16 protein-coding genes and 1 tRNA gene are annotated in these 18596 nt (G+C 64.2%); 14 read left to right on the top strand and 3 right to left on the bottom strand.

The features are described 5' to 3' along the window. Positions 1-23: 23 nt before the first annotated feature. Positions 24-2339, top strand: coding sequence for a methyl-accepting chemotaxis protein (locus F3K02_RS27865; protein ID WP_343066996.1), 2316 nt, complete (start codon positions 24-26; stop codon positions 2337-2339). Positions 2340-2363: 24 nt separating this feature from the next. On the opposite strand, the gene rsxB is transcribed toward F3K02_RS27865, so the two are convergent. Both rsxB and F3K02_RS04795 read right to left on the bottom strand, forming a co-directional pair. Beyond that, positions 2364-3026, bottom strand: a complete 663-nt coding sequence (gene rsxB, locus F3K02_RS04790; RefSeq protein ID WP_177133861.1) for an electron transport complex subunit RsxB — start codon at positions 3024-3026, stop codon at positions 2364-2366. 46 nt (positions 3027-3072) lie between these two features. After that, the gene (locus F3K02_RS04795; RefSeq protein ID WP_177133862.1) at positions 3073-4548 is read right to left on the bottom strand and encodes a polyhydroxyalkanoate depolymerase; all 1476 of its coding nucleotides are present in this window, start codon (positions 4546-4548) and stop codon (positions 3073-3075) included. A 302-nt stretch (positions 4549-4850) separates the two neighbouring features. Between F3K02_RS04795 and ygiD the strand changes: the two genes are divergently transcribed. Further along, complete coding sequence (gene ygiD / locus F3K02_RS04800) at positions 4851-5669, top strand: 4,5-DOPA-extradiol-dioxygenase (RefSeq protein WP_246309179.1); 819 nt, start codon at positions 4851-4853, stop codon at positions 5667-5669. 69 nt (positions 5670-5738) lie between these two features. Here the strand turns inward: ygiD and F3K02_RS04805 are convergent, their stop codons facing one another. Beyond that, complete coding sequence (locus tag F3K02_RS04805) at positions 5739-6947, bottom strand: amino acid aminotransferase (RefSeq protein WP_177133866.1); 1209 nt, start codon at positions 6945-6947, stop codon at positions 5739-5741. Between the two features lie 113 nt (positions 6948-7060). Here F3K02_RS04805 and uvrB point away from each other — a divergent pair, with 113 nt between their 5' ends. From uvrB to F3K02_RS04865, 12 genes are all read left to right on the top strand, one after another. Continuing rightward, positions 7061-9166, top strand: coding sequence for an excinuclease ABC subunit UvrB (gene uvrB, locus F3K02_RS04810; protein WP_177133868.1), 2106 nt, complete (start codon positions 7061-7063; stop codon positions 9164-9166). Between the two features lie 90 nt (positions 9167-9256). Beyond that, positions 9257-9949 carry a LuxR C-terminal-related transcriptional regulator gene (locus F3K02_RS04815; RefSeq protein WP_177133870.1) on the top strand — a complete coding sequence of 231 codons (693 nt, stop codon included), beginning with the start codon at positions 9257-9259 and terminating at the stop codon, positions 9947-9949. After that, positions 9946-11871, top strand: coding sequence for a sensor histidine kinase (locus tag F3K02_RS04820; protein ID WP_177133872.1), 1926 nt, complete (start codon positions 9946-9948; stop codon positions 11869-11871). The genes F3K02_RS04815 and F3K02_RS04820 overlap by 4 nt, the downstream gene beginning before the upstream one ends. Before the next feature lie 162 nt (positions 11872-12033). Continuing rightward, on the top strand, positions 12034-12570 hold the full coding sequence (gene iscR, locus F3K02_RS04825) for a Fe-S cluster assembly transcriptional regulator IscR (RefSeq protein WP_177133874.1): 537 nt from the start codon (positions 12034-12036) through the stop codon (positions 12568-12570). A gap of 162 nt (positions 12571-12732) precedes the next feature. Beyond that, positions 12733-13950 (top strand): IscS subfamily cysteine desulfurase, encoded by a 1218-nt coding sequence (locus F3K02_RS04830; RefSeq protein WP_177133876.1) that lies wholly within the window; start codon positions 12733-12735, stop codon positions 13948-13950. Between the two features lie 12 nt (positions 13951-13962). Next, positions 13963-14349, top strand: coding sequence for a Fe-S cluster assembly scaffold IscU (gene iscU, locus F3K02_RS04835; RefSeq protein ID WP_077331347.1), 387 nt, complete (start codon positions 13963-13965; stop codon positions 14347-14349). A gap of 22 nt (positions 14350-14371) precedes the next feature. Continuing rightward, complete coding sequence (gene iscA, locus F3K02_RS04840; RefSeq protein ID WP_177133880.1) at positions 14372-14695, top strand: iron-sulfur cluster assembly protein IscA; 324 nt, start codon at positions 14372-14374, stop codon at positions 14693-14695. A 64-nt stretch (positions 14696-14759) separates the two neighbouring features. Continuing rightward, on the top strand, positions 14760-15278 hold the full coding sequence (gene hscB / locus F3K02_RS04845; protein ID WP_177133882.1) for a Fe-S protein assembly co-chaperone HscB: 519 nt from the start codon (positions 14760-14762) through the stop codon (positions 15276-15278). Between the two features lie 52 nt (positions 15279-15330). Continuing rightward, positions 15331-17214, top strand: a complete 1884-nt coding sequence (gene hscA, locus F3K02_RS04850; protein WP_177133884.1) for a Fe-S protein assembly chaperone HscA — start codon at positions 15331-15333, stop codon at positions 17212-17214. A 31-nt stretch (positions 17215-17245) separates the two neighbouring features. Next, positions 17246-17584, top strand: coding sequence for an ISC system 2Fe-2S type ferredoxin (gene fdx, locus F3K02_RS04855; RefSeq protein WP_177133886.1), 339 nt, complete (start codon positions 17246-17248; stop codon positions 17582-17584). A gap of 96 nt (positions 17585-17680) precedes the next feature. Beyond that, positions 17681-18388: a DNA polymerase III subunit epsilon gene (dnaQ, locus tag F3K02_RS04860; protein WP_177133888.1), complete on the top strand. Its 708-nt coding sequence runs from the start codon at positions 17681-17683 to the stop codon at positions 18386-18388. A gap of 94 nt (positions 18389-18482) precedes the next feature. Beyond that, positions 18483-18557, top strand: a tRNA-Val gene (locus F3K02_RS04865). The last annotated feature ends 39 nt before the right edge of the window (positions 18558-18596 follow it).

Here is an 18596-nt window from a genome sequence, read left to right on the forward strand (position 1 = left end):
ATCGAATCAGGAGACCTTCGCGCATGTTCCGCTTTTCACCCTTAGCGCCAGGCATCTGGCTGATGCGCCGCCTCCGGTTGCCCACCAAGCTGGGCGTCTTGTCGTCGGTGCTGGTGGTCCCCCTGCTGGTCATCTGCGTCTTGCTGGTTCAGCGACTGGGTGAGGACATCCGCCTCGCCGAAAACGAAGCCGACGGCGTGCGGGTGATTTCGCTCATGGCCGATGTGGTGCAGTCCGTGCAGACCCATCGGGGGCAGACGAACATGCTGCTGTCGGGTAACACCGCTGTGCGCGGCGCACTCGACAAGACCCGCGGCGAACTGACCCGGTCACTGGCCGCTACACGGGCGGCGGTGGACGAGCTGCCCCGGATGGGGCTTGAACGCGAATGGCAGGACCTCCAGACGCGCATCGAGAAGCTGCCATCGATCGAAAGTGGTGACCCGGTCGATGCGTTCGCCCAGCACACCGCCGTGGTGAGCGAGCTGCGGCGGCTGATTTACACCACGGGTGAACGGTCCCAGCTGCTGTTCGATCCGGAGGCGGCCACCTATTTCCTCATGGACATGGTGGTCTCTCGCACCATTGGCTGGGGCGAAGCCGTTGCTCGCCTGCGCGGCCTGGGGGCGGGGCAGCTCAGCCTGTCCGAACCACAGGCCGAAGCGATGAGTGGCCTGCGCCTGCAGCTTGACATGCTCACCGCCGAAACGCAGGACATCCGTTTTTCCATGGGCTTCGCAGCCCGCCACGATCAGAACGATCTGCAAGGTGAGGCCGCACTGGCTTCGACGGAGGCCTTTGTACAGACCGCGCGCCAGGCGTTCGACACGGCCGGTACCGTCAGCAGCCAGGCCTATTTCGATGCGGGCACGCAGACCATTGCGGCGATCCGCGCGCACCAGACCGCGGTGCTGCAAAGGCTGGATGCGCTGCTGGACGAACGTGCCGGCACCTTGCAATGGCAGCGCCAGATCGCGGTGGGTTCTGCGCTGTTCGGTCTGGGCCTGCTGCTCTTCCTGCTGCTGTCGTTCTATCGCAGCTTCGTGATCGATTTTCGCGATGTGTTGACCGTGATGAAGCAGACGGCGGCCGGCAACCTGCAGGCCCGCGTGAAGATACGGGGGAACGACGAGCTGTCCGATCTGGCCCGTCTGCTGGACGGCATGATCCGCAACCTGTCGTCGATGGTGGCGGAGGTGCGCAGCAACTCGGCGCTGGTGGCGCACGCGGGCAAAAGCCTGGCGCTGGGCAACCGCGACCTGGCGGACCGCACCGAACAACAGGCGGCCAACCTGGAAGAGACGGCCGCCAGCGTGCAGCAGCTCTCCAGCACCGTGCACCAGAACGCGGAGACGGCCAGCGACTCCGACTCGCAGGCGGCGCGGGTGCGCGATGTGGCCGAATCCGGTGCGCAGTCCATGGGGCGGGCGGTGGATTCGGTCGAGACCATCCAGAAAAGCGCGCAACAGATGAACGAGATCATCGGCGTGATCGACAGCCTGGCCTTCCAGACCAACATCCTGGCCTTGAACGCCGCGGTGGAGGCGGCACGGGCCGGCGAGCAGGGGCGCGGATTTGCGGTGGTGGCGAGCGAGGTGCGCATGCTGGCCCAGCGTTCGGCGGCCTCGGCCAAGGAGATCCGGCAGCTGATCGAAGCGTCGGCCACCCAGGTGGCGGCGAGCGTGAAGCAGATCCGCGCGGCGGGCGGCAACATGACCGAGATCGTCAACGGGGTGCGCGGCGTGGCGGCCAACATGTCGCTCATTTCGGCCGCCAGTGCCGAGCAGAGCACCGGCCTGATCCAGGTGTCATCGGCGGTGAGCCAGCTTGACGAGATCACGCAGCGCAACGCCCAGATGGTGGAGCGCGCCGTGGTCCAGGCGAACCAGCTGGAGGACCGCGCGGCCAATCTGTCCCGGGCCGTGTCGTCCTTCATGTTGCAGCAGGGGACCGCCGAAGAAGCGATGACCCTGGTTGATCAGGCGCTGGACTTCCGTGGAACCACCGGGCGCGAGGCCTTCCTGCGCGAATTGAGTGCGCCAGATGGCCCATTCTTCGATCGGGACATGTACGTCTTTGTGCTCGACCGTCAGGGCGCCTACCTGGCGTTTGGTGGCAAACCGGAAAAAGTGGGCTCCCGGGTACAGGACATCGCCGGCATCGATGGCCAGGCGCTGCTGGATAGCATCGTGGCACAGGCGGAACTGGAGCCTGGCTGGGTCGAGTACGACATCGTCAACCCGCAGAGTGGTGCGATCCAGACCAAGATGTCGTATGTCACCCGGGTGGACGACCTGTACCTGGGCTGCGGCGTCTACAAATCGCTGAGCCTCCAGTGAACGATGCCCCGGCAGGTGTGACGCTCAAGCGCCGCTGGCCAGGCGTTTGGCCCGTGCACGCTCCAGTGCCGCTTCAATGACGGCGCGCTTCTTGTCCAGTACAGCCGGATCGGTGTGCTGCGAATGGGCTTCCAGATCGGCGTATTTCATGCGGGCCTTGGCTTCGAGCACGCGATCGTGTTCGACCTGCTCGCGGGCCAGCCGCAGCTTGCGTTCGTCGTAGCGCTGGCGGGCCTGGGCGGCCTGTTCGGTGGTCCAGGCCTGCCAGCCGGTGCGCTCGCCACTGACGATCTCCAATGAGATGCAGTCCACCGGACAGACCGGCAGGCAGAGTTCACAACCCGTGCAGAAGGGCTCGATCACGGTGTGCATGCGCTTGTTGCTGCCGACGATGGCATCGGTCGGACAGACCTTGATGCACAGGGTGCAGCCGATGCACCAGTCTTCATCGATCACCGCGAGGGTGAGCGGTCCTTCGATACCGTTGCTCGGGTTCAGCGGTGATGGGCTTCGGCCGGTGAGGCTGGCCAGCCGTTCAATGCCTTCTGTGCCGCCGGGCGGGCACTGGTTGATGCCGGCTTCCCCTGAGGCAACCGCTTCGGCGTAACTGGCGCAGTCCGGGTAGCCGCAGCGGGTGCACTGGGTCTGGGGCAAGGCGGCGTCGATGCGCCGGGCGAGATCGTTCATGTCGCCAATATACCGGGGAGCAGGGCGCTCCCCGGCCCGCACGCCATCAAGCGGAGCGGGGAGGGGTCTTGCGTTTGGCGGCGGCGACCGGGGCCTTGGTCACGGGCTTGGCCACGGCTTTGACCGGCGATGCCTTGGCGACGGGCGCTGCCACCTTGTTCACCGTCTTGGCCTGGGCCGGTTTGGCGGCGCGCACGGTGGGTTTGGTCACAACGGCGGGCGCGGTCGGCGCGACAGCAGCGGCTGCCTGCGCCGGTTTGGGCTGGTGGGACAGGATGAAGGTCTTCACCACCGGGTAGACCATGTCGCGCCAGCGCCGGCCACTGAAGATGCCGTAGTGACCCGCACCTTTGGCTTCGTAGTGCATCTGGTGCGTCTTGGGAATGCTGGTGCACAGGTCGTGGGCGGCGGCCGTCTGGCCCGAGCCGGAGATGTCGTCGAGCTCGCCTTCGATCGTGAGCAGGCCGGTGGCCTTGATGTCCTCTGGGCGAACGCGCTCGATCTTGCCCTTCACGGATTTCACGTCCCAGGTGCCGTTGACCAGCTTGAAGTCCTGGAACACCGTCTCGATGGTTTCCAGGTAGTAGTCGGCGTCCATGTCGAGCACCGCGTTGTACTCGTCGTAGAACTGGCGGTGGTTTTCGGCGCTCTCGTTGTCGCCCTTGATCAGGTCTTTGAAATAGTCGTAGTGGCTGGTGGCATGGCGGTCGGGGTTCATGGCCACGAAACCGGTGTGCTGCAGGAAGCCGGGGTAGACACGGCGGCCAGCGCCCGGAAAGCTGCTCGGCACGCGGTAGATCACGTTGTTTTCGAACCAGCTGTGGCTGCGCTGGGTCGCCAGATTGTTGACGGCCGTGGGCGACTTGCTGGCGTCGATGGGGCCGCCCATCATGGTCATGGACAGCGGCGTCATTTCGCCGCGGCTGGCCATCAGCGAAACGGCGGCCAGCACCGGAACGGTGGGCTGGCACACGCTCATGACGTGGCAGTTGCCGTAACCCTTTTGCAGGTACTGGATGAATTCCTGTACGTAGTTGATGTAGTCGTCGAGGTGGAATTCACCTTCGGACAGGGGCACCAGGCGGGCGTTCTTCCAGTCGGTGATGTAGACCTTGTGGTCCTTGAGCATGGTGCGCACGGTGTCGCGCAGCAGCGTGGCGTAGTGGCCGGACAGCGGTGCCACCACCAGCACGACGGGCTGCCCCTTCAGCTTCTCCAGGGTCGCGGTGTCGTCGGAGAAGCGCTTGAAGCGGCGCAGCTCACAGAACGGTTTGTCCAGCTCCACGCGCTCGTGGATCGCCACATCCACGCCATCCACATCGACCGTGTGAATGCCGAAAACGGGCTTTTCGTAGTCTTTGCCCAGCCGGTGCATCAGGTCGTAGCCCGCCGACATGCGCTGCGCCATGGGCAACTGGGCCAGTGGCAGAGCGGGGTTGTTGTAGAGCCTGGAAGCCACTTCGGCCAGGTCAGCGAACGGCTCCATGATGGAACGCTGGGTTTCGTAAATCTGGTAGAGCATGGGACTGATTCTTCCGTTATGTTGCAGTGCAATATAACAGTATGCGCTCGGGCGCGTGAGAGTGAAAACACCTAAATTCACTGGCAGGTTGTCACCTTCGTGAAAGAATCGATATCGAGCTTTCCGGCTGTTGTGGCATCGATCCACAGCCGATCCACGAACCCTTCCTCTTCATGCAACGCCGCCCTCTGATCCACTCCGGCCTCGCCCTTGCCGCCACCGCGTTGGGAATTCCCATGAGTCTGACCTCTGCCGCCCAATCCTCCACACCGGTTTCGACCGTTTCCCGTCTGGACACGTTGATGGATTGGCCCCTGTCCGTGCGCCAGCCGGTGCTGTTTCTGGGGCATGGCAGTCCCATGAATGCCATCGAAGACAACGCCTATCGGCGCAGCTGGGAGATGCTGGGCACCGAACTGCTGGAACGGGGCCCACACCCGCGCCTGATCCTGTGCATTTCCGCCCACTGGATCACGCGCGGCTGGCAGCTCACCGCCATGGACGATCCGCGCACGATCCACGATTTCGGCGGGTTTCCGCAGGCGCTGTTCGACCAGCGCTACCCGGCACCCGGATCGCCCGCGATGGCGCGGGCGATCAGCGCGGCCGTGTCGCAGCCGGGCAGCGGGGCGCCGCTGGGCCTGGACGATCTGGAATGGGGTCTGGACCACGGCACCTGGTCGGTGCTCAAGCCCATGTTTCCGGATGCCAGCATCCCGGTGATCCAGCTCAGCATGGATTACAGCCGTCCGCCGGCCGAACATTTTGAGCTGGGACAGCAACTGCGCGCCCTGCGCGAACGGGGTGTGCTGATCGTGGGCAGCGGCAACATCGTGCACAACCTGCGCGCCATCCGCCGCGAGGCCGCCGACCACCAGGCCTACGACTGGGCGATCGAGTTTGACCGCATCACGGGCGATCACATCGCCGAAGGGAGGCTGGAGGCCCTGGACGGATTCCGTGCACTGGGCCCGCTGGCCCAGATGGCCCACCCCACCTGGGACCACTACCTGCCCCTCTTGTACGCCGCGGGGGCGGTGGAAGCGGGCGAAGCACCCCGTTTCTTCAACAACAGCTTCCAGGCGGCTTCCATTTCCATGCGCTCGGTCATCTGGGGGTGATCGGGCTCCATGGGCTTCAGAAACAGAAAGGCCACTCATTGAGTGGCCTTTCTTTCAGGTTCAACCGGGTCAGATGACTTTGGCGATGGCCTGGCAGACGTAGTCGATGTTCTTGCTGTTGAGCGCGGCCACGCACATGCGGCCGGTGTCGGTGCCGTAGACGCCGAACTCGCTGCGCAGGCGCACCATCTGGTCCTTGGACAGGCCCGAATAGCTGAACATGCCGATCTGGGTGGTGATGAAGCTCATGTCCTTTTGCACGCCGGCAGCCTTCAGGCCGTCGACCAGCTTCTGGCGCATGGCCTTGATGCGCACGCGCATTTCACCCAGTTCCTTTTCCCACAGCGCGCGCAGTTCGGGGTTGCCCAGCACGGCGGCCACGATGGCGCCACCGTGGATCGGTGGGTTGGAGTAATTGGTGCGGATGGCGATCTTGAGCTGGCTCAGCACGCGGTCGGTCTCTTCCTTGCTGCAGCCCACCACGCTCAGGGCGCCCACGCGCTCGCCGTAAAGGCTGAAGCTCTTGGAGAAGCTGGTGGAGACGAAGATGTTGAGGCCGGCGGCCACGAACTTGCCGATCACGGCGCCGTCTTCGGCGATACCGTAGCCAAAGCCCTGGTAGGCCATGTCCAGGAACGCGGTCAGGTTGCGCGCCTTCACGACGGCGATCACCTGGTCCCACTGGGCCGGGGTGATGTCGTAGCCGGTCGGGTTGTGGCAGCAGGCGTGCAGCAGCACGATGGTGCCCTCGGCGGCGGCGTTCAGCTTGGCCAGCATGCCGTCGAAATTGATGCCGCCCAGGCCGCCGTTGGCGCTCTGGTCAAAGTAGGGGTAGGTGTCGACGTTGAAGCCGGCGTTGGTGAACAGCGCGCGGTGGTTTTCCCAGCTCGGGTCGGAGATCAGCACGGTGGCATTGGGGCTGAGCTTCTTCAGGAAGTCGGCGCCGATCTTCAGGCCGCCGGTGCCGCCGATAGCTTGCACGGTGGCCACGCGGCCGCTCTTGACCACGTCGGAATCGGCGCCGAAAACCAGGCCCTTGACGGCGTTGTCGTAGGCCACGATGCCGTCGATCGGCAGGTAGCCACGGGCCGTGGGCTTTTCCATCATCGTCTTTTCAGCGGCCTGCACGCACTGCAGCAAAGGCAGCTTGCCGTTGTCGTCGAAATACACGCCAACGCCGAGGTTGACCTTGTTGGGGTTGGTGTCGGCAGCGAACTGCTCGTTCAGACCCAGGATCGGGTCGCGGGGGGCCATTTCGACGGCGGTGAACAAAGACATGTCAGAGGTCCTGAAGTGGAAGGGTGCGCGAAAAGAAAGGAGGTCGGAAGCCGTGTGGCAGCGGCGCGTCGATTGCGGTAGGCTGTCGGGTTCGACCGCCATTTTATCCGCCCATGTCTGCCCTTCCATCCGTTTCCTTGAGCCCTGTCGAAGAACCGAGTGCGCCCGAAGGCGAGTTCGTGCGTTTTCCGGGCTCGCCGTTCGAGCTTTTCATGCCCTATCCACCCGCGGGCGACCAGCCCACCGCCATCGCGCAGCTGGTGGAGGGCGTGAACGACGGCGAGGTGTTCCAGACCCTGCTGGGCGTGACCGGCTCGGGCAAGACCTTCACCATGGCCAACGTGATCGCCCGTCTGGGGCGCCCGGCCATCGTGTTCGCGCCCAACAAGACGCTGGCCGCGCAGCTGTACAGCGAGTTCCGCGAGTTCTTCCCGAAGAACGCGGTCGAGTACTTCGTCAGCTACTACGACTACTACCAGCCCGAGGCCTATGTGCCGCAGCGCGACCTGTTCATCGAGAAGGACAGCGCGATCAACGAGCATATCGAGCAGATGCGCCTCTCCTGCACCAAGAGCATCCTGGAGCGGCGCGACGTGGTGATCGTGGCCACGGTCTCGGCCATCTACGGCATCGGCAAGCCCGAGAGCTACCACCAGATGGTGATGCTGCTGCGTGTGGGCGACAAGATGGGGCAGCGCGACCTGATCGCCCAGCTGGTGCGCATGCAGTACGCGCGCAACGAGGCCGATTTTTCGCGTGGCAAGTTCCGCGTGCGCGGCGACACGATCGACGTGTTCCCGGCCGAACACAGCGAGATGGCGATCCGCATCGAGCTGTTCGACGACGAAGTGGAGACCCTGCAGCTGTTCGACCCGCTCACCGGCAAGGTGCGGCAGAAGATCCCTCGCTTCACGGTTTACCCCAGCAGCCATTACGTGACGCCGCGCGAGCAGGTGCTCAACGCGGTGGAACTGATCAAAGACGAACTGCGCGAGCGCCTGGGCCAACTGGTGGGCATGGGCAAGCTGGTGGAGGCGCAGCGGCTGGAACAGCGCACCCGCTTCGACCTGGAAATGCTCAGCGAAGTGGGCCACTGCAAAGGCATCGAGAACTACTCGCGCCACCTGTCCGGAACGGCCGAGGGCGAGCCCCCGTCCACGTTGACCGACTACCTGCCCAAAGACGCGCTGATGTTCCTGGACGAGAGCCACGTGCTCATGGGCCAGTTCGGTGGCATGTACAACGGCGACCGCGCCCGCAAGACCACGCTGGTGGAGTACGGCTTCCGCCTGCCCAGCGCGCTGGACAACCGGCCGCTCAAACTTGAAGAGTTCGAACAGCGCATGCGCCAGGTGGTTTTCGTCTCGGCCACGCCGGCCGACTACGAAAAGACGCACTCGGGCCAGGTGGTGGAGCAGCTGGTGCGCCCCACCGGCCTGGTGGACCCGGAGGTGGAGGTGCGCCCAGCCACCCACCAGGTGGACGACGTGCTGCAGGAAATCCGCATCCGCGTGGAGAAGAACGAGCGCGTGCTCATCACCACGCTGACCAAGCGCATGGCCGAGCAGCTGACCGACTACCTGACGGAAAACGGCGTCAAGGTGCGCTACCTGCACAGCGATGTGGACACGGTGGAGCGCGTGGAAATCCTGCGCGACCTGCGCCTGGGCGCGTTCGACGTGCTGGTCGGCATCAACCTGCTGCGCGAGGGCATCGACATCCCCGAGGTGTCGCTGGTGGCCATTCTGGATGCCGACAAGGAGGGCTTCCTGCGCTCCGAGCGCAGCCTGATCCAGACCATTGGCCGCGCGGCGCGCAATCTGAATGGCCGCGCCATCCTCTACGCCGACCGCACCACCGATTCGATGGCGCGTGCTATCGGCGAGACCGAGCGCCGCCGCACCAAGCAGATCGCGCACAACCTGGCCATGGGCATCGAGCCGCGCAGCATCAACAAGCGCATCAAGGACCTGATTGATGGCGTGTACAGCGAAAAGGCCGGCAAGGAAGCCGACCGCCTGGCCGCCGAGAGCGCGCTGCGCGCCAGCGTGGACGACATGAGCGAGAAGGACGTGGCGCGTGAGATCAAGCGGCTGGAGAAGCTGATGCTGGAGCATGCGCGCAACCTCGAATTCGAAAAGGCGGCGGGCGTTCGCGACCAGTTGCACCACCTCAAGGCGCAGATCTTTGGCGCGCCCGGTGTGGACAATGTGGCCTGAAAACAATGAAGGACAATGGCGCCACAAGCACCCGCGCAGGGGCCGGCCAGCATGGACGGGACGCGGGGGCAACCAGCAACCGATCCATTTATGCAAGCACCGCAAGCGCTGCGCGAACCGGAGGGGCCGGGCTCTGACACGCGCATCTACCTGGTAGAAGACGATCCAAGCATCCTGCAGTTTGTGCAGCAAGCGCTGCTGATTCGCCCGCTGTGGCGTCTGCTGGGTCACTCCGCCACGCTGGCCCACGCGCGGCGGCACGCCGTGGCGTCGGACGCCAATGTGTTCCTGGTGGACCTCGGTCTACCCGATGGCAGCGGTGAAGCCCTGCTGCGATTGCTGGCGCGCCAGCAACCCGATGCCGAGCTGCTGGTTTTCACCGTTTTTGGCGAAGAATCGAGGCTGGTGGCCGCGCTGGAAGCGGGCGCCACGGGTTACGTGCTCAAGGGCTGCAGCCCTGAGGCCCTGATTGATGCCATCGAACAGATCCGCGAAGGGGGCGCCCCCATTTCACCGCTGTTGGCGCGCATGCTGCTGAAACAGTTTCGCGAGGTGCAGTCGTCTTTGCCCGCGGTGGAGCTGTTGCACGAGGTTCTGTTGTCGGACCGTGAAACCGAAGTGCTTCAGCTGGTCGCCAAGGGTTACGTGAACAAGGAGATAGCCGTCAAATTGACGATCTCGCCGGCCACGGTGGGCACGCACATCAAGAACCTCTATCGCAAGCTCGCGGTGCACAGCCGCGTTCAGGTGGTTCGCGCGGCCCAGCAGCGGGGTCTGCTTTGAGGTTGTGGCAGCCACTGCTGCAGCGCCTGCACCGGACGCCGGCCTACTTCTGGGCCGGGTTGCTGGTGGGCTTGATGTTGCTGGCGCTCGGGCTGGCGACCCGCGTGGGCCACATGCCCGGCGCGATCGCGGTTGAGCAGGCGACCGTGCTGCTCGCGGGACAGGACGAAGCATCAGCCAGCGCCGTGGATTTGCCCCACGTCTGGGACAACGAGCGGCGCAGCTGGCGCGGCGAAGCGCACTACCGGCTGGCGCTGCCCGAGGCCCTGGCGCAAGCCGTGCAGATTGAGAGCGGCCTGGCCCTCCTGCTGCCCCGCGTGGGAGTGCGTTTCCGGGTTTTGTTCAACGGACAGGAGCTGTCGGCAGAGTGCTGGCGGCGGAGCGCCGGCTATTGTGATGCCGGCACGCGGGCACATTTCGTTCAGCTCCCGCAGCGCCTGATGGCGCCCCAATGGGCCGACAACCGGATCGAGATCCAGATCAAGGGGCAGTTGCTGCGCATCAGCGGACTGTCACCGGTCTGGGTGGGCCCCCGGGATGTGTTGTACCAGCGCTTCCGGTGGCTGACCTGGTGGCAAGTCAACCTTACCTGGATGGTGGCCGCCTCGTCGTTCATGATGGGTGTGCTGTCGCTGCTGATCTGGTCCCGGACCGCTGAGCCCCTGTTTGGTTTGCTGGGCGGTGGACTGGTGGTGCTGACCGTGCGACTCTGGTTGTCCACGCCGGTGTTTCTGCCCGGGCCGTTCCTGATCTGGGACTACATCCACAAACTCAGCTTCACCTGGTATTGCGGGTTCACCTACCTGTTCATGTCGGAACTGTTCGATTTCCGGCAAAGCCTGGTGCGCAAGCTGGTAGTGGCCATGATGGCGCTCGGGCCGTTCTGGCTGGCGCTGCAAGCCGGGCTGGAGAACTACCAGCTCTACCGGCTGTGGACGGGCGTGATCGCACTGGTGTGCGTGCTGGCCATCCTGAAGGTGATACACAGGGCCCGCTGGGGCATGAACGTGAACCAGCGTCTGATGGTGGTGGTGAGCCTGGCCACCATGGCCACCGGTTTGCGGGATTTCCTGGTGGTGCAGATGGACTTTCCCGGGGACACCGACATCCGCTGGATGACACCGGGCAGCCTGGTGCTCATGTTTGCCATGGGCTGGGTGCTGGTCCGGCGCACAGCACAGGCGATGGAACAGGTTGCCCAGCTCAATACCGAGCTGGCGCGCAAGGTGAACGAGCGCGAGGCTGAACTGCACGCCGTGTTTGACCGTCTGCGCGTGGTGGAGAACCAGCGTGTGCTGGAGGCCGAACGTCGGCGACTGACCCGCGACATGCACGACGGCCTCGGAAGCCAGCTGGTGCAGACGCTCAACCTGGTGCACAGCAGTGGCGCCAAGGTGGACAGCGCGTCCGTGGCGAACATGCTCAACCACGCGCTCGAAGAGCTGCGCATGACATTGGATTCGCTGGAACCGATGGATGGTGACCTGCCCACCATCCTGGGCACCTTGCGCCAGCGCATCTCGCCGACGCTGCAAGCCGCCCGCATCGATCTGGACTGGCAGGTCGAAGCCGTTTCCGCCGTTCCGGGACTGGAAGTGCGTGGTGTGATGCACCTGTTCCGGTGTCTGCAGGAGGTTTTTGCCAACGTGGTCCAGCACGCACAAGCCACCCGGGTGACGGTGCGCACCTGGGAGCGGGGAGGGCGCATCTTCCTCAGTGCCGCCGACAACGGCGTGGGACTGGGTGATCCGCTGGAATCGGGTTTCCGTGAAGGTGGCCGCGGTATCAGCAACATCCGGATGCGGGCGTCGGAAATCGGCGCCGAGGTGCGGTTCTCCTGCGCTCACCCGGGCACCTGCGTGACCTTCAGTTTTGCCGCGGACCCTGGAGCCGCTCCTCTGGGCGCAGCCGTGCAAGCTTGAGCAGGGAACAGGGTTTTCGGGTATACTCGATCAAAATAGTCGGGAAAGACTTCGAAGTGTCAGTCGCCAACGGTGCGGCAGGGTGGGCGGAGAAGCGGTTTGCTGGGTTGATGCCCACCAAACCTTCAACGACGGTCAAGCCACAACTTTCAGGAGCTTGAAATGCGCCTCACGACCAAAGGCCGCTTTGCGGTCACAGCCATGATCGATCTGGCCCTGCGCCAGAACAACGGTCCCGTCACGCTCGCGGCCATCAGCCAGCGCCAGCAGATTTCGCTCTCTTACCTGGAGCAGCTGTTTGGCAAACTGCGGCGCCACGAATTGGTGGAATCCACGCGTGGCCCGGGTGGTGGTTACAGCCTGGGCCGCAAGGCCTCGGAAATCACCGTGGCCGACATCATCGTTTCGGTGGACGAGCCGATCGATGCCACCCAGTGTGGCGGCAAGGAAAACTGCCTGGGTGAAGGCAACCGCTGCATGACCCACGAGCTGTGGGCCGCGCTCAACGCCAAAATGGTGGATTTCCTCGACTCGGTGTCCCTGCAGTCGCTGGTGGACGAACAGCTGGCCAAAGGCGTGGTGGTGGAAAACGCCCCCATGATCAAACGGGCCATCTCCAGCGCACCGGTGGTCAAACCGATCCGCGTGAACGCCCCCAACTCGGTCTTCGCACTCGGAGGTGCGGCCTTTTCGAAATGACACCGGCTTCCGGGACCTGTTTCCCGGTGGCAGGGTTCCGTTTCACGTGTTCCGGGGTGTCCTGATCGATGCCAAGGTTCCGGTGCGTCGTTCGTTTGTTCCTGCATGCCATTCCTGTCGATCCCTACCGATCCCAACCGCCAGCCCAATCCATTGACCGCCATGAGCACACCGCACTTTCCCATCTACATGGACTACAGCGCCACCAACCCCTGCGATCCGCGGGTGGTGGATGCCATGATTCCCTGGTTGCGTGAACATTTCGGCAATCCGGCGTCACGCAGCCATGCCTGGGGCTGGGAGGCTGAAAAGGCGGTCGAGACCGCCCGCGAGCAGGTGGCCGCCCTGATCAACGCCGACCCGCGCGAAATCGTCTGGACCAGCGGCGCCACCGAGTCCAACAACCTGGCCCTGAAGGGAGCGGCGCACTTCTACCAGACCAAGGGCAAGCACCTGATCACGGTCAAGACCGAGCACAAGGCCGTGCTCGACACCATGCGCGAGCTGGAGCGCCAGGGTTTTGAGGTGACTTACCTCGACGTGCAGGCCGATGGCCTGCTCGACCTGGACGTCTTCAGGGCGACCATCCGCCCGGACACCATCCTGGCTTCGGTCATGTTCGTGAACAACGAAATCGGTGTGATCCAGGACATCGCCGCCATCGGCAAGATCTGCCGCGAGAAGGGTGTGATCTTCCATGTGGACGCGGCGCAGGCCACCGGCCGGGTCAACGTTGACCTGCAGACGCTGCCGGTCGATCTGATGAGCCTGACCAGCCACAAGACCTACGGCCCCAAGGGCATCGGCGCACTGTACGTGCGCCGCAAGCCACGCATCCGCATCGAGGCGCAGATGCACGGTGGCGGTCATGAGCGTGGCATGCGTTCGGGCACGCTGCCGACCCACCAGTGCGTGGGCATGGGCGAGGCCTACCGCATCGCCAAGGAAGAGATGCACACCGAGAACCTGCGCATCCGCGCGCTGCATGACCGCATGGTCGCCGGCCTGAAGGGCATCGAAGAGGTGTTCATCAACGGCCACGAGACGCAACGCGTGCCGCACAACCTCAACATGAGCTTCAACTACGTCGAAGGCGAGTCGCTGATCATGGGCATAAAGGGGCTGGCGGTGTCGTCGGGCTCGGCCTGCACCTCGGCCAGCCTCGAGCCCAGCTACGTGTTGCGCGCGCTCGGCCGCAGCGACGAACTGGCCCACAGCAGCCTGCGCATGACGATCGGCCGCTGGACGACCGAAGAAGAGATCGATTACGCGATCGGCACCATCAAGGAAAACGTGGCGAAGCTGCGCGAGTTGTCCCCCTTGTGGGAAATGTTCAAAGACGGCATTGATATCTCGACGATTCAATGGGCCGCACACTGAAGGAGAAAGACCATGGCTTATTCTGAAAAAGTGGTTGACCACTACGAAAACCCCCGCAACGTCGGCTCGTTCGACAAGGGCGACGAATCGGTGGGCACCGGCATGGTGGGCGCACCCGCCTGCGGCGACGTGATGAAGCTGCAGATCAAGGTGAACCCGACCACCGGCGTGATCGAAGACGCGCGCTTCAAGACCTACGGTTGCGGCTCGGCGATTGCCTCGTCGTCGCTGGTGACCGAATGGGTCAAGGGCAAGACGCTGGACCAGGCCGCCGCGCTGAAGAACAGCGAGATCGCCGAAGAGCTGGCGCTGCCGCCGGTGAAAATCCACTGCTCCATCCTGGCCGAAGACGCGATCAAGGCCGCGGTGGACGACTACCGCAAGAAACACCTGAACTGATCCAGGCTAAATTTCCAGCACCATGGCTATTTCGATCTCCGAAGCCGCTGCGCGGCACGTCACCCGTTACATCGCCAAGCGTGGCAAGGGCGTGGGCGTGCGCCTGGGCGTCAAGACCACCGGCTGCTCCGGCCTCGCTTACAAGCTGGAATACGCCGACGAGATTGCACCGGAAGATGTGGTGTTCGAGGACAACGGCGTCAAGGTGCTGGTGGACCCGAAGAGTCTGGCCTACATCGACGGCACACAGCTCGATTTCGTGCGCGAGGGTCTGAACGAAGGCTTCCGCTTCAACAACCCCAATGAGCGCGACCGTTGCGGTTGCGGCGAGAGTTTCAGAATCTGATACTGTTGCCGAATCACCCACTAGTAGCCGCCAGTGCGTACCGTCCTGGCGGCTTTTTGATGTCATGAACCTGCTGTCCAACGACTTCGAAATTTTCGGTATTGCACCTGCCTTTGCGCTGGACCGCAACGCGCTGGACCAACGCTGGAAAGACCTGCAGCGCGAGGCCCATCCAGACCGTTTTGCATCGTCCGATGCTCCCGCGCAGCGCCTGGCCATGCAATGGTCGGTGCGCATCAATGAGGCCTACCAGCGCCTGAAAGACCCGCTCAAGCGCGCCGCCTATCTGTGCGAGCTGAATGGCGTGCCGATCCAGGCAGAAAACAACACCGCCATGCCGGCCGCCTTCCTGATGCAGCAGATGCAATGGCGTGAAGACCTGGAAGACGCCCGCAGCAGCGAGGCGCTGGAGCGCATGGCGGACGAGGTGAGCGCTGCGCGTCGCACGATGTTGACCCAGCTGCAGCAGACCGCCGACGGCGAGCGCAACTTCGCCGCACTGGCCCAGCAGGTCAGAGCCCTTATGTTTGTTGAGCGCTTTGCCAGCGACGTCGAGAACCGGCTCGATCAGCTGGGACAATAGCGGGCTGTCCTCCGCAACCCTCTGCTTTCTTTCTCCACCAGAACCCGCGCCCATGGCTCTCCTGCAGATTTCCGAACCCGGCCAGTCCCTCGATCCGCACCAGCGACGGGTGGCGGTCGGCATCGACCTCGGTACCACGCATTCGCTGGTGGCCGCGGTGCGCCACGGGGTGTCCGAATGCCTGCCAGCGGCGGACGGCCGCGTGATCCTGCCCAGCGTGGTCCGCTACCTCGATCCGGCGCAAGGCGGCTCGGGTCGCCAGATCGGCTTTGAAGCGCTGGCCGCGCAGGTCAGCGATCCTGCGAACACCGTGAGCTCGGTCAAGCGACTGATGGGCCGTACGCGCGCGCAGGTGGCCGACGCTGACAAGCTCCCGTACACGGTGGTGGACGAGAACGGCATGGCCGTGGTCGAGACCATCGCCGGACGCAAGACTCCCATGGAGGTGAGCGCCGAAATCCTGGCCACGCTGCGTTTCCGGGCCGAAGACAGCTTCGACGATGAGCTGTTTGGCGCGGTCATCACCGTGCCCGCGTACTTCGACGACGCGCAGCGCCAGGCCACGAAAGACGCGGCGCAGCTCGCCGGCATCAACGTGCTGCGACTGATCAACGAGCCCACCGCCGCAGCGATTGCGTACGGGCTGGACAACGGCTCGGAAGGTATCTACGCCATCTACGACCTCGGCGGCGGCACCTTCGACATCTCCATCCTGCGCCTGACGCGGGGGGTGTTCGAGGTCATGGCCACCGGTGGCGACTCCGCGCTGGGCGGCGACGATTACGACCAGGCGCTCGCTGCCTGGGTGCTGGCGCAACAAGGCGTGACCACGCCGCTGAACGCATCCGAGCGTGCGGGTCTGCACGCCGAGGCCCGCCGCTGCAAGGAAGCCCTGTCGGCCGTGGATGCCAGCACCGGTCATGCGGTGTTCGAAGCGTTGGTCGGTGGCCAGACGCTGCGCCAGACCGTCACGCCGGCCCAGTTCGAGGCCGCCACCACCGCACTCACGGCCCGCACCATGGCGGCGGTGCGCAAGGTGCTGCGCGATGCCCACATCGCCAAGGATGAAGTCAAGGGCGTGGTGATGGTCGGTGGTTCCACCCGCATGCCGGTGATCCGCCGCACCGTGGGGGATTTCTTTGGTCAGGAACCCCTGGTCAACCTGAACCCGGACGAGGTGGTGGCGCTGGGCGCAGCCATCCAGGCCAACGCGCTCGCCGGCAACAGCCGCGACGGCGACCTGCTGCTGCTCGACGTGATCCCGCTCTCGCTCGGTATCGAGACCATGGGCGGTCTGGTCGAGCGCATCGTGCCGCGCAACAGCCCCATTCCCACCGCGCTGGCGCAAGATTTCACCACCTACCAGGACGGCCAGACCGCGCTGGCGCTGCACGTGGTGCAGGGCGAGCGCGATCTGGTGGCCGACTGCCGCAGTCTGGCGCGCTTCACGCTGCGCGGCATCCCGCCCATGGCCGCGGGTGCGGCGCGCATCCGCGTGAGCTTTACGGTGGATGCCGATGGGTTGCTGTCCGTCCATGCGAAAGAGCAGGGCAGCGGCGTAGAGGCCACGATCGACGTCAAGCCGGCTTACGGCCTGTCGGACGAACAGATCGCCGCCATGCTCAAGGACAGCTTTGCCACGGCGCAGCAGGACATGCAGGCGCGCGCGCTGGTCGAAGCCCGGGTGGATGCCGACCGCATGATCGCAGCCACACACAGTGCCCTGGCGGCCGACGCCGATCTGCTGGAGCCCGCCGAGCTTCAAGCCATTCACAATCTCATTGCCCAGTTGAGTCAGACCCTCAACGGTGACACCACCGCTGCGATTGAATCCGCCACCGAAGCGCTCGCCAAGGGCACCGAAGCCTTTGCCGCCATGCGCATGAACCGGGGCATCCAGCATGCCCTGGCCGGCAAACGGCTCGAAGAAGTCTGAAACCCGCCGCGGACCGACGCACAGGAACCCCATGCCCATCATCAAGATATTGCCCCACCCCGAATACTGTCCGCAGGGAGCCCAGGTCAGCGCACCTGCTGGCACCTCGATCTGCGAGGCGCTGCTCGAAAACAACATCCCGATCGAGCACGCCTGCGACATGGTGTGTGCCTGCACCACCTGCCACGTGATCGTGCGCGAAGGTTTCAACAGCCTCAACGAGCTGGACGACAACGAAGAAGACCTGCTCGACCGGGCCTGGGGCCTGGAGCCCAACTCGCGCCTGTCCTGCCAGGCCATCCTGGCTCAGCAGGATGTGACGATCGAAATCCCGAAGTATTCGATCAACCACGCCAAAGAGAAACATTGACCCCCACGCTCCGCCGCTGTGCGGGTCGCTGCCCCCCGAGGGGGTGATCCACCTTGGGGCGGCCCGGCGGCGGATCTCCACTGATGCGAGGAATCCATGAGACAGATTGTTCTTGACACCGAAACCACGGGCCTGTCCGCCGACAGCGGCGACCGCATCATTGAAATCGGCTGTGTCGAGCTGCTCAACCGCAAGCTCACCGGCAACAACCTGCACTTCTACGTCAACCCCGAGCGCGACAGCCACGAGGACGCGCTCAAGGTGCACGGCATCAGCAACGAATTCCTGCGCGACAAACCCAAGTTCGGGCAGATCGCCGACGAGCTGCTGGACTACCTGCGCGACGCCGAATTGATCATCCACAACGCGCCGTTCGACATCAGCTTCCTCAACAAGGAACTGGACCGCCTGGGGCGTCCGCCGCTCAAGACCGTGATCGGTCAGGTGATTGATAGCCTGGTGATGGCCAAGGAGATGTTCCCGGGCAAACGCAACGGCCTCGATGCGCTGTGTGACCGGCTGGGCGTGGACAATTCCGGGCGCACGCTGCACGGTGCGTTGCTCGATGCCGAACTGCTGGCCGATGTCTACATCAACATGACGCGCGGCCAGGACGCGTTGCTGATTGAAGGCAATGAAAGCAGCGAAGCGGGCGTCGAAACCATCGTGATCGATCTGTCCCGGTTCGAGTTGCCCGTGCTTCGCGCCAACGAGCAGGAGCTGCAGGGGCACGATGTCGCGCTGGCCGATCTGGACAAGGCCTGCAAAGGCAAGACGCTCTGGCGCAAGCTCGAGGCGGCTTGACCGGGCATTTCTCCAAATTTTCTGCGCACCGGGAAAAAATGGCTCAAATAAGACGCTATAATTTGAGGCTTCCGAGAGATCGGTCAGATCAATCGGGCGGTTAGCTCAGTGGTAGAGCACTGCCTTCACACGGCAGGGGTCGCAGGTTCGAACCCTGCACCGCCCACCAGACAAAGCCCCAAGCGTTTCGCTTGGGGCTTTTTCGTTG

It is taken from the genome of Hydrogenophaga aromaticivorans, assembly GCF_013387465.1.
Classification (GTDB): Bacteria; Pseudomonadota; Gammaproteobacteria; order Burkholderiales; family Burkholderiaceae_C; genus Hydrogenophaga; species Hydrogenophaga aromaticivorans.

Coding starts and splice junctions, on each gene's coding strand:
- F3K02_RS04830 (WP_177133876.1), top strand. CDS start 12,733: ATGAGCACACCGCACTTTCCCATCTACATGGACTACAGCGCCACCAAC.
- uvrB (WP_177133868.1), top strand. CDS start 7,061: ATGTCTGCCCTTCCATCCGTTTCCTTGAGCCCTGTCGAAGAACCGAGT.
- F3K02_RS04805 (WP_177133866.1), bottom strand. CDS start 6,947: ATGTCTTTGTTCACCGCCGTCGAAATGGCCCCCCGCGACCCGATCCTG.
- hscB (WP_177133882.1), top strand. CDS start 14,760: ATGAACCTGCTGTCCAACGACTTCGAAATTTTCGGTATTGCACCTGCC.
- iscA (WP_177133880.1), top strand. CDS start 14,372: ATGGCTATTTCGATCTCCGAAGCCGCTGCGCGGCACGTCACCCGTTAC.
- rsxB (WP_177133861.1), bottom strand. CDS start 3,026: ATGAACGATCTCGCCCGGCGCATCGACGCCGCCTTGCCCCAGACCCAG.
- hscA (WP_177133884.1), top strand. CDS start 15,331: ATGGCTCTCCTGCAGATTTCCGAACCCGGCCAGTCCCTCGATCCGCAC.
- iscU (WP_077331347.1), top strand. CDS start 13,963: ATGGCTTATTCTGAAAAAGTGGTTGACCACTACGAAAACCCCCGCAAC.
- F3K02_RS04815 (WP_177133870.1), top strand. CDS start 9,257: ATGCAAGCACCGCAAGCGCTGCGCGAACCGGAGGGGCCGGGCTCTGAC.
- fdx (WP_177133886.1), top strand. CDS start 17,246: ATGCCCATCATCAAGATATTGCCCCACCCCGAATACTGTCCGCAGGGA.
- F3K02_RS04795 (WP_177133862.1), bottom strand. CDS start 4,548: ATGCTCTACCAGATTTACGAAACCCAGCGTTCCATCATGGAGCCGTTC.
- iscR (WP_177133874.1), top strand. CDS start 12,034: ATGCGCCTCACGACCAAAGGCCGCTTTGCGGTCACAGCCATGATCGAT.
- ygiD (WP_246309179.1), top strand. CDS start 4,851: ATGGATTGGCCCCTGTCCGTGCGCCAGCCGGTGCTGTTTCTGGGGCAT.
- dnaQ (WP_177133888.1), top strand. CDS start 17,681: ATGAGACAGATTGTTCTTGACACCGAAACCACGGGCCTGTCCGCCGAC.
- F3K02_RS27865 (WP_343066996.1), top strand. CDS start 24: ATGTTCCGCTTTTCACCCTTAGCGCCAGGCATCTGGCTGATGCGCCGC.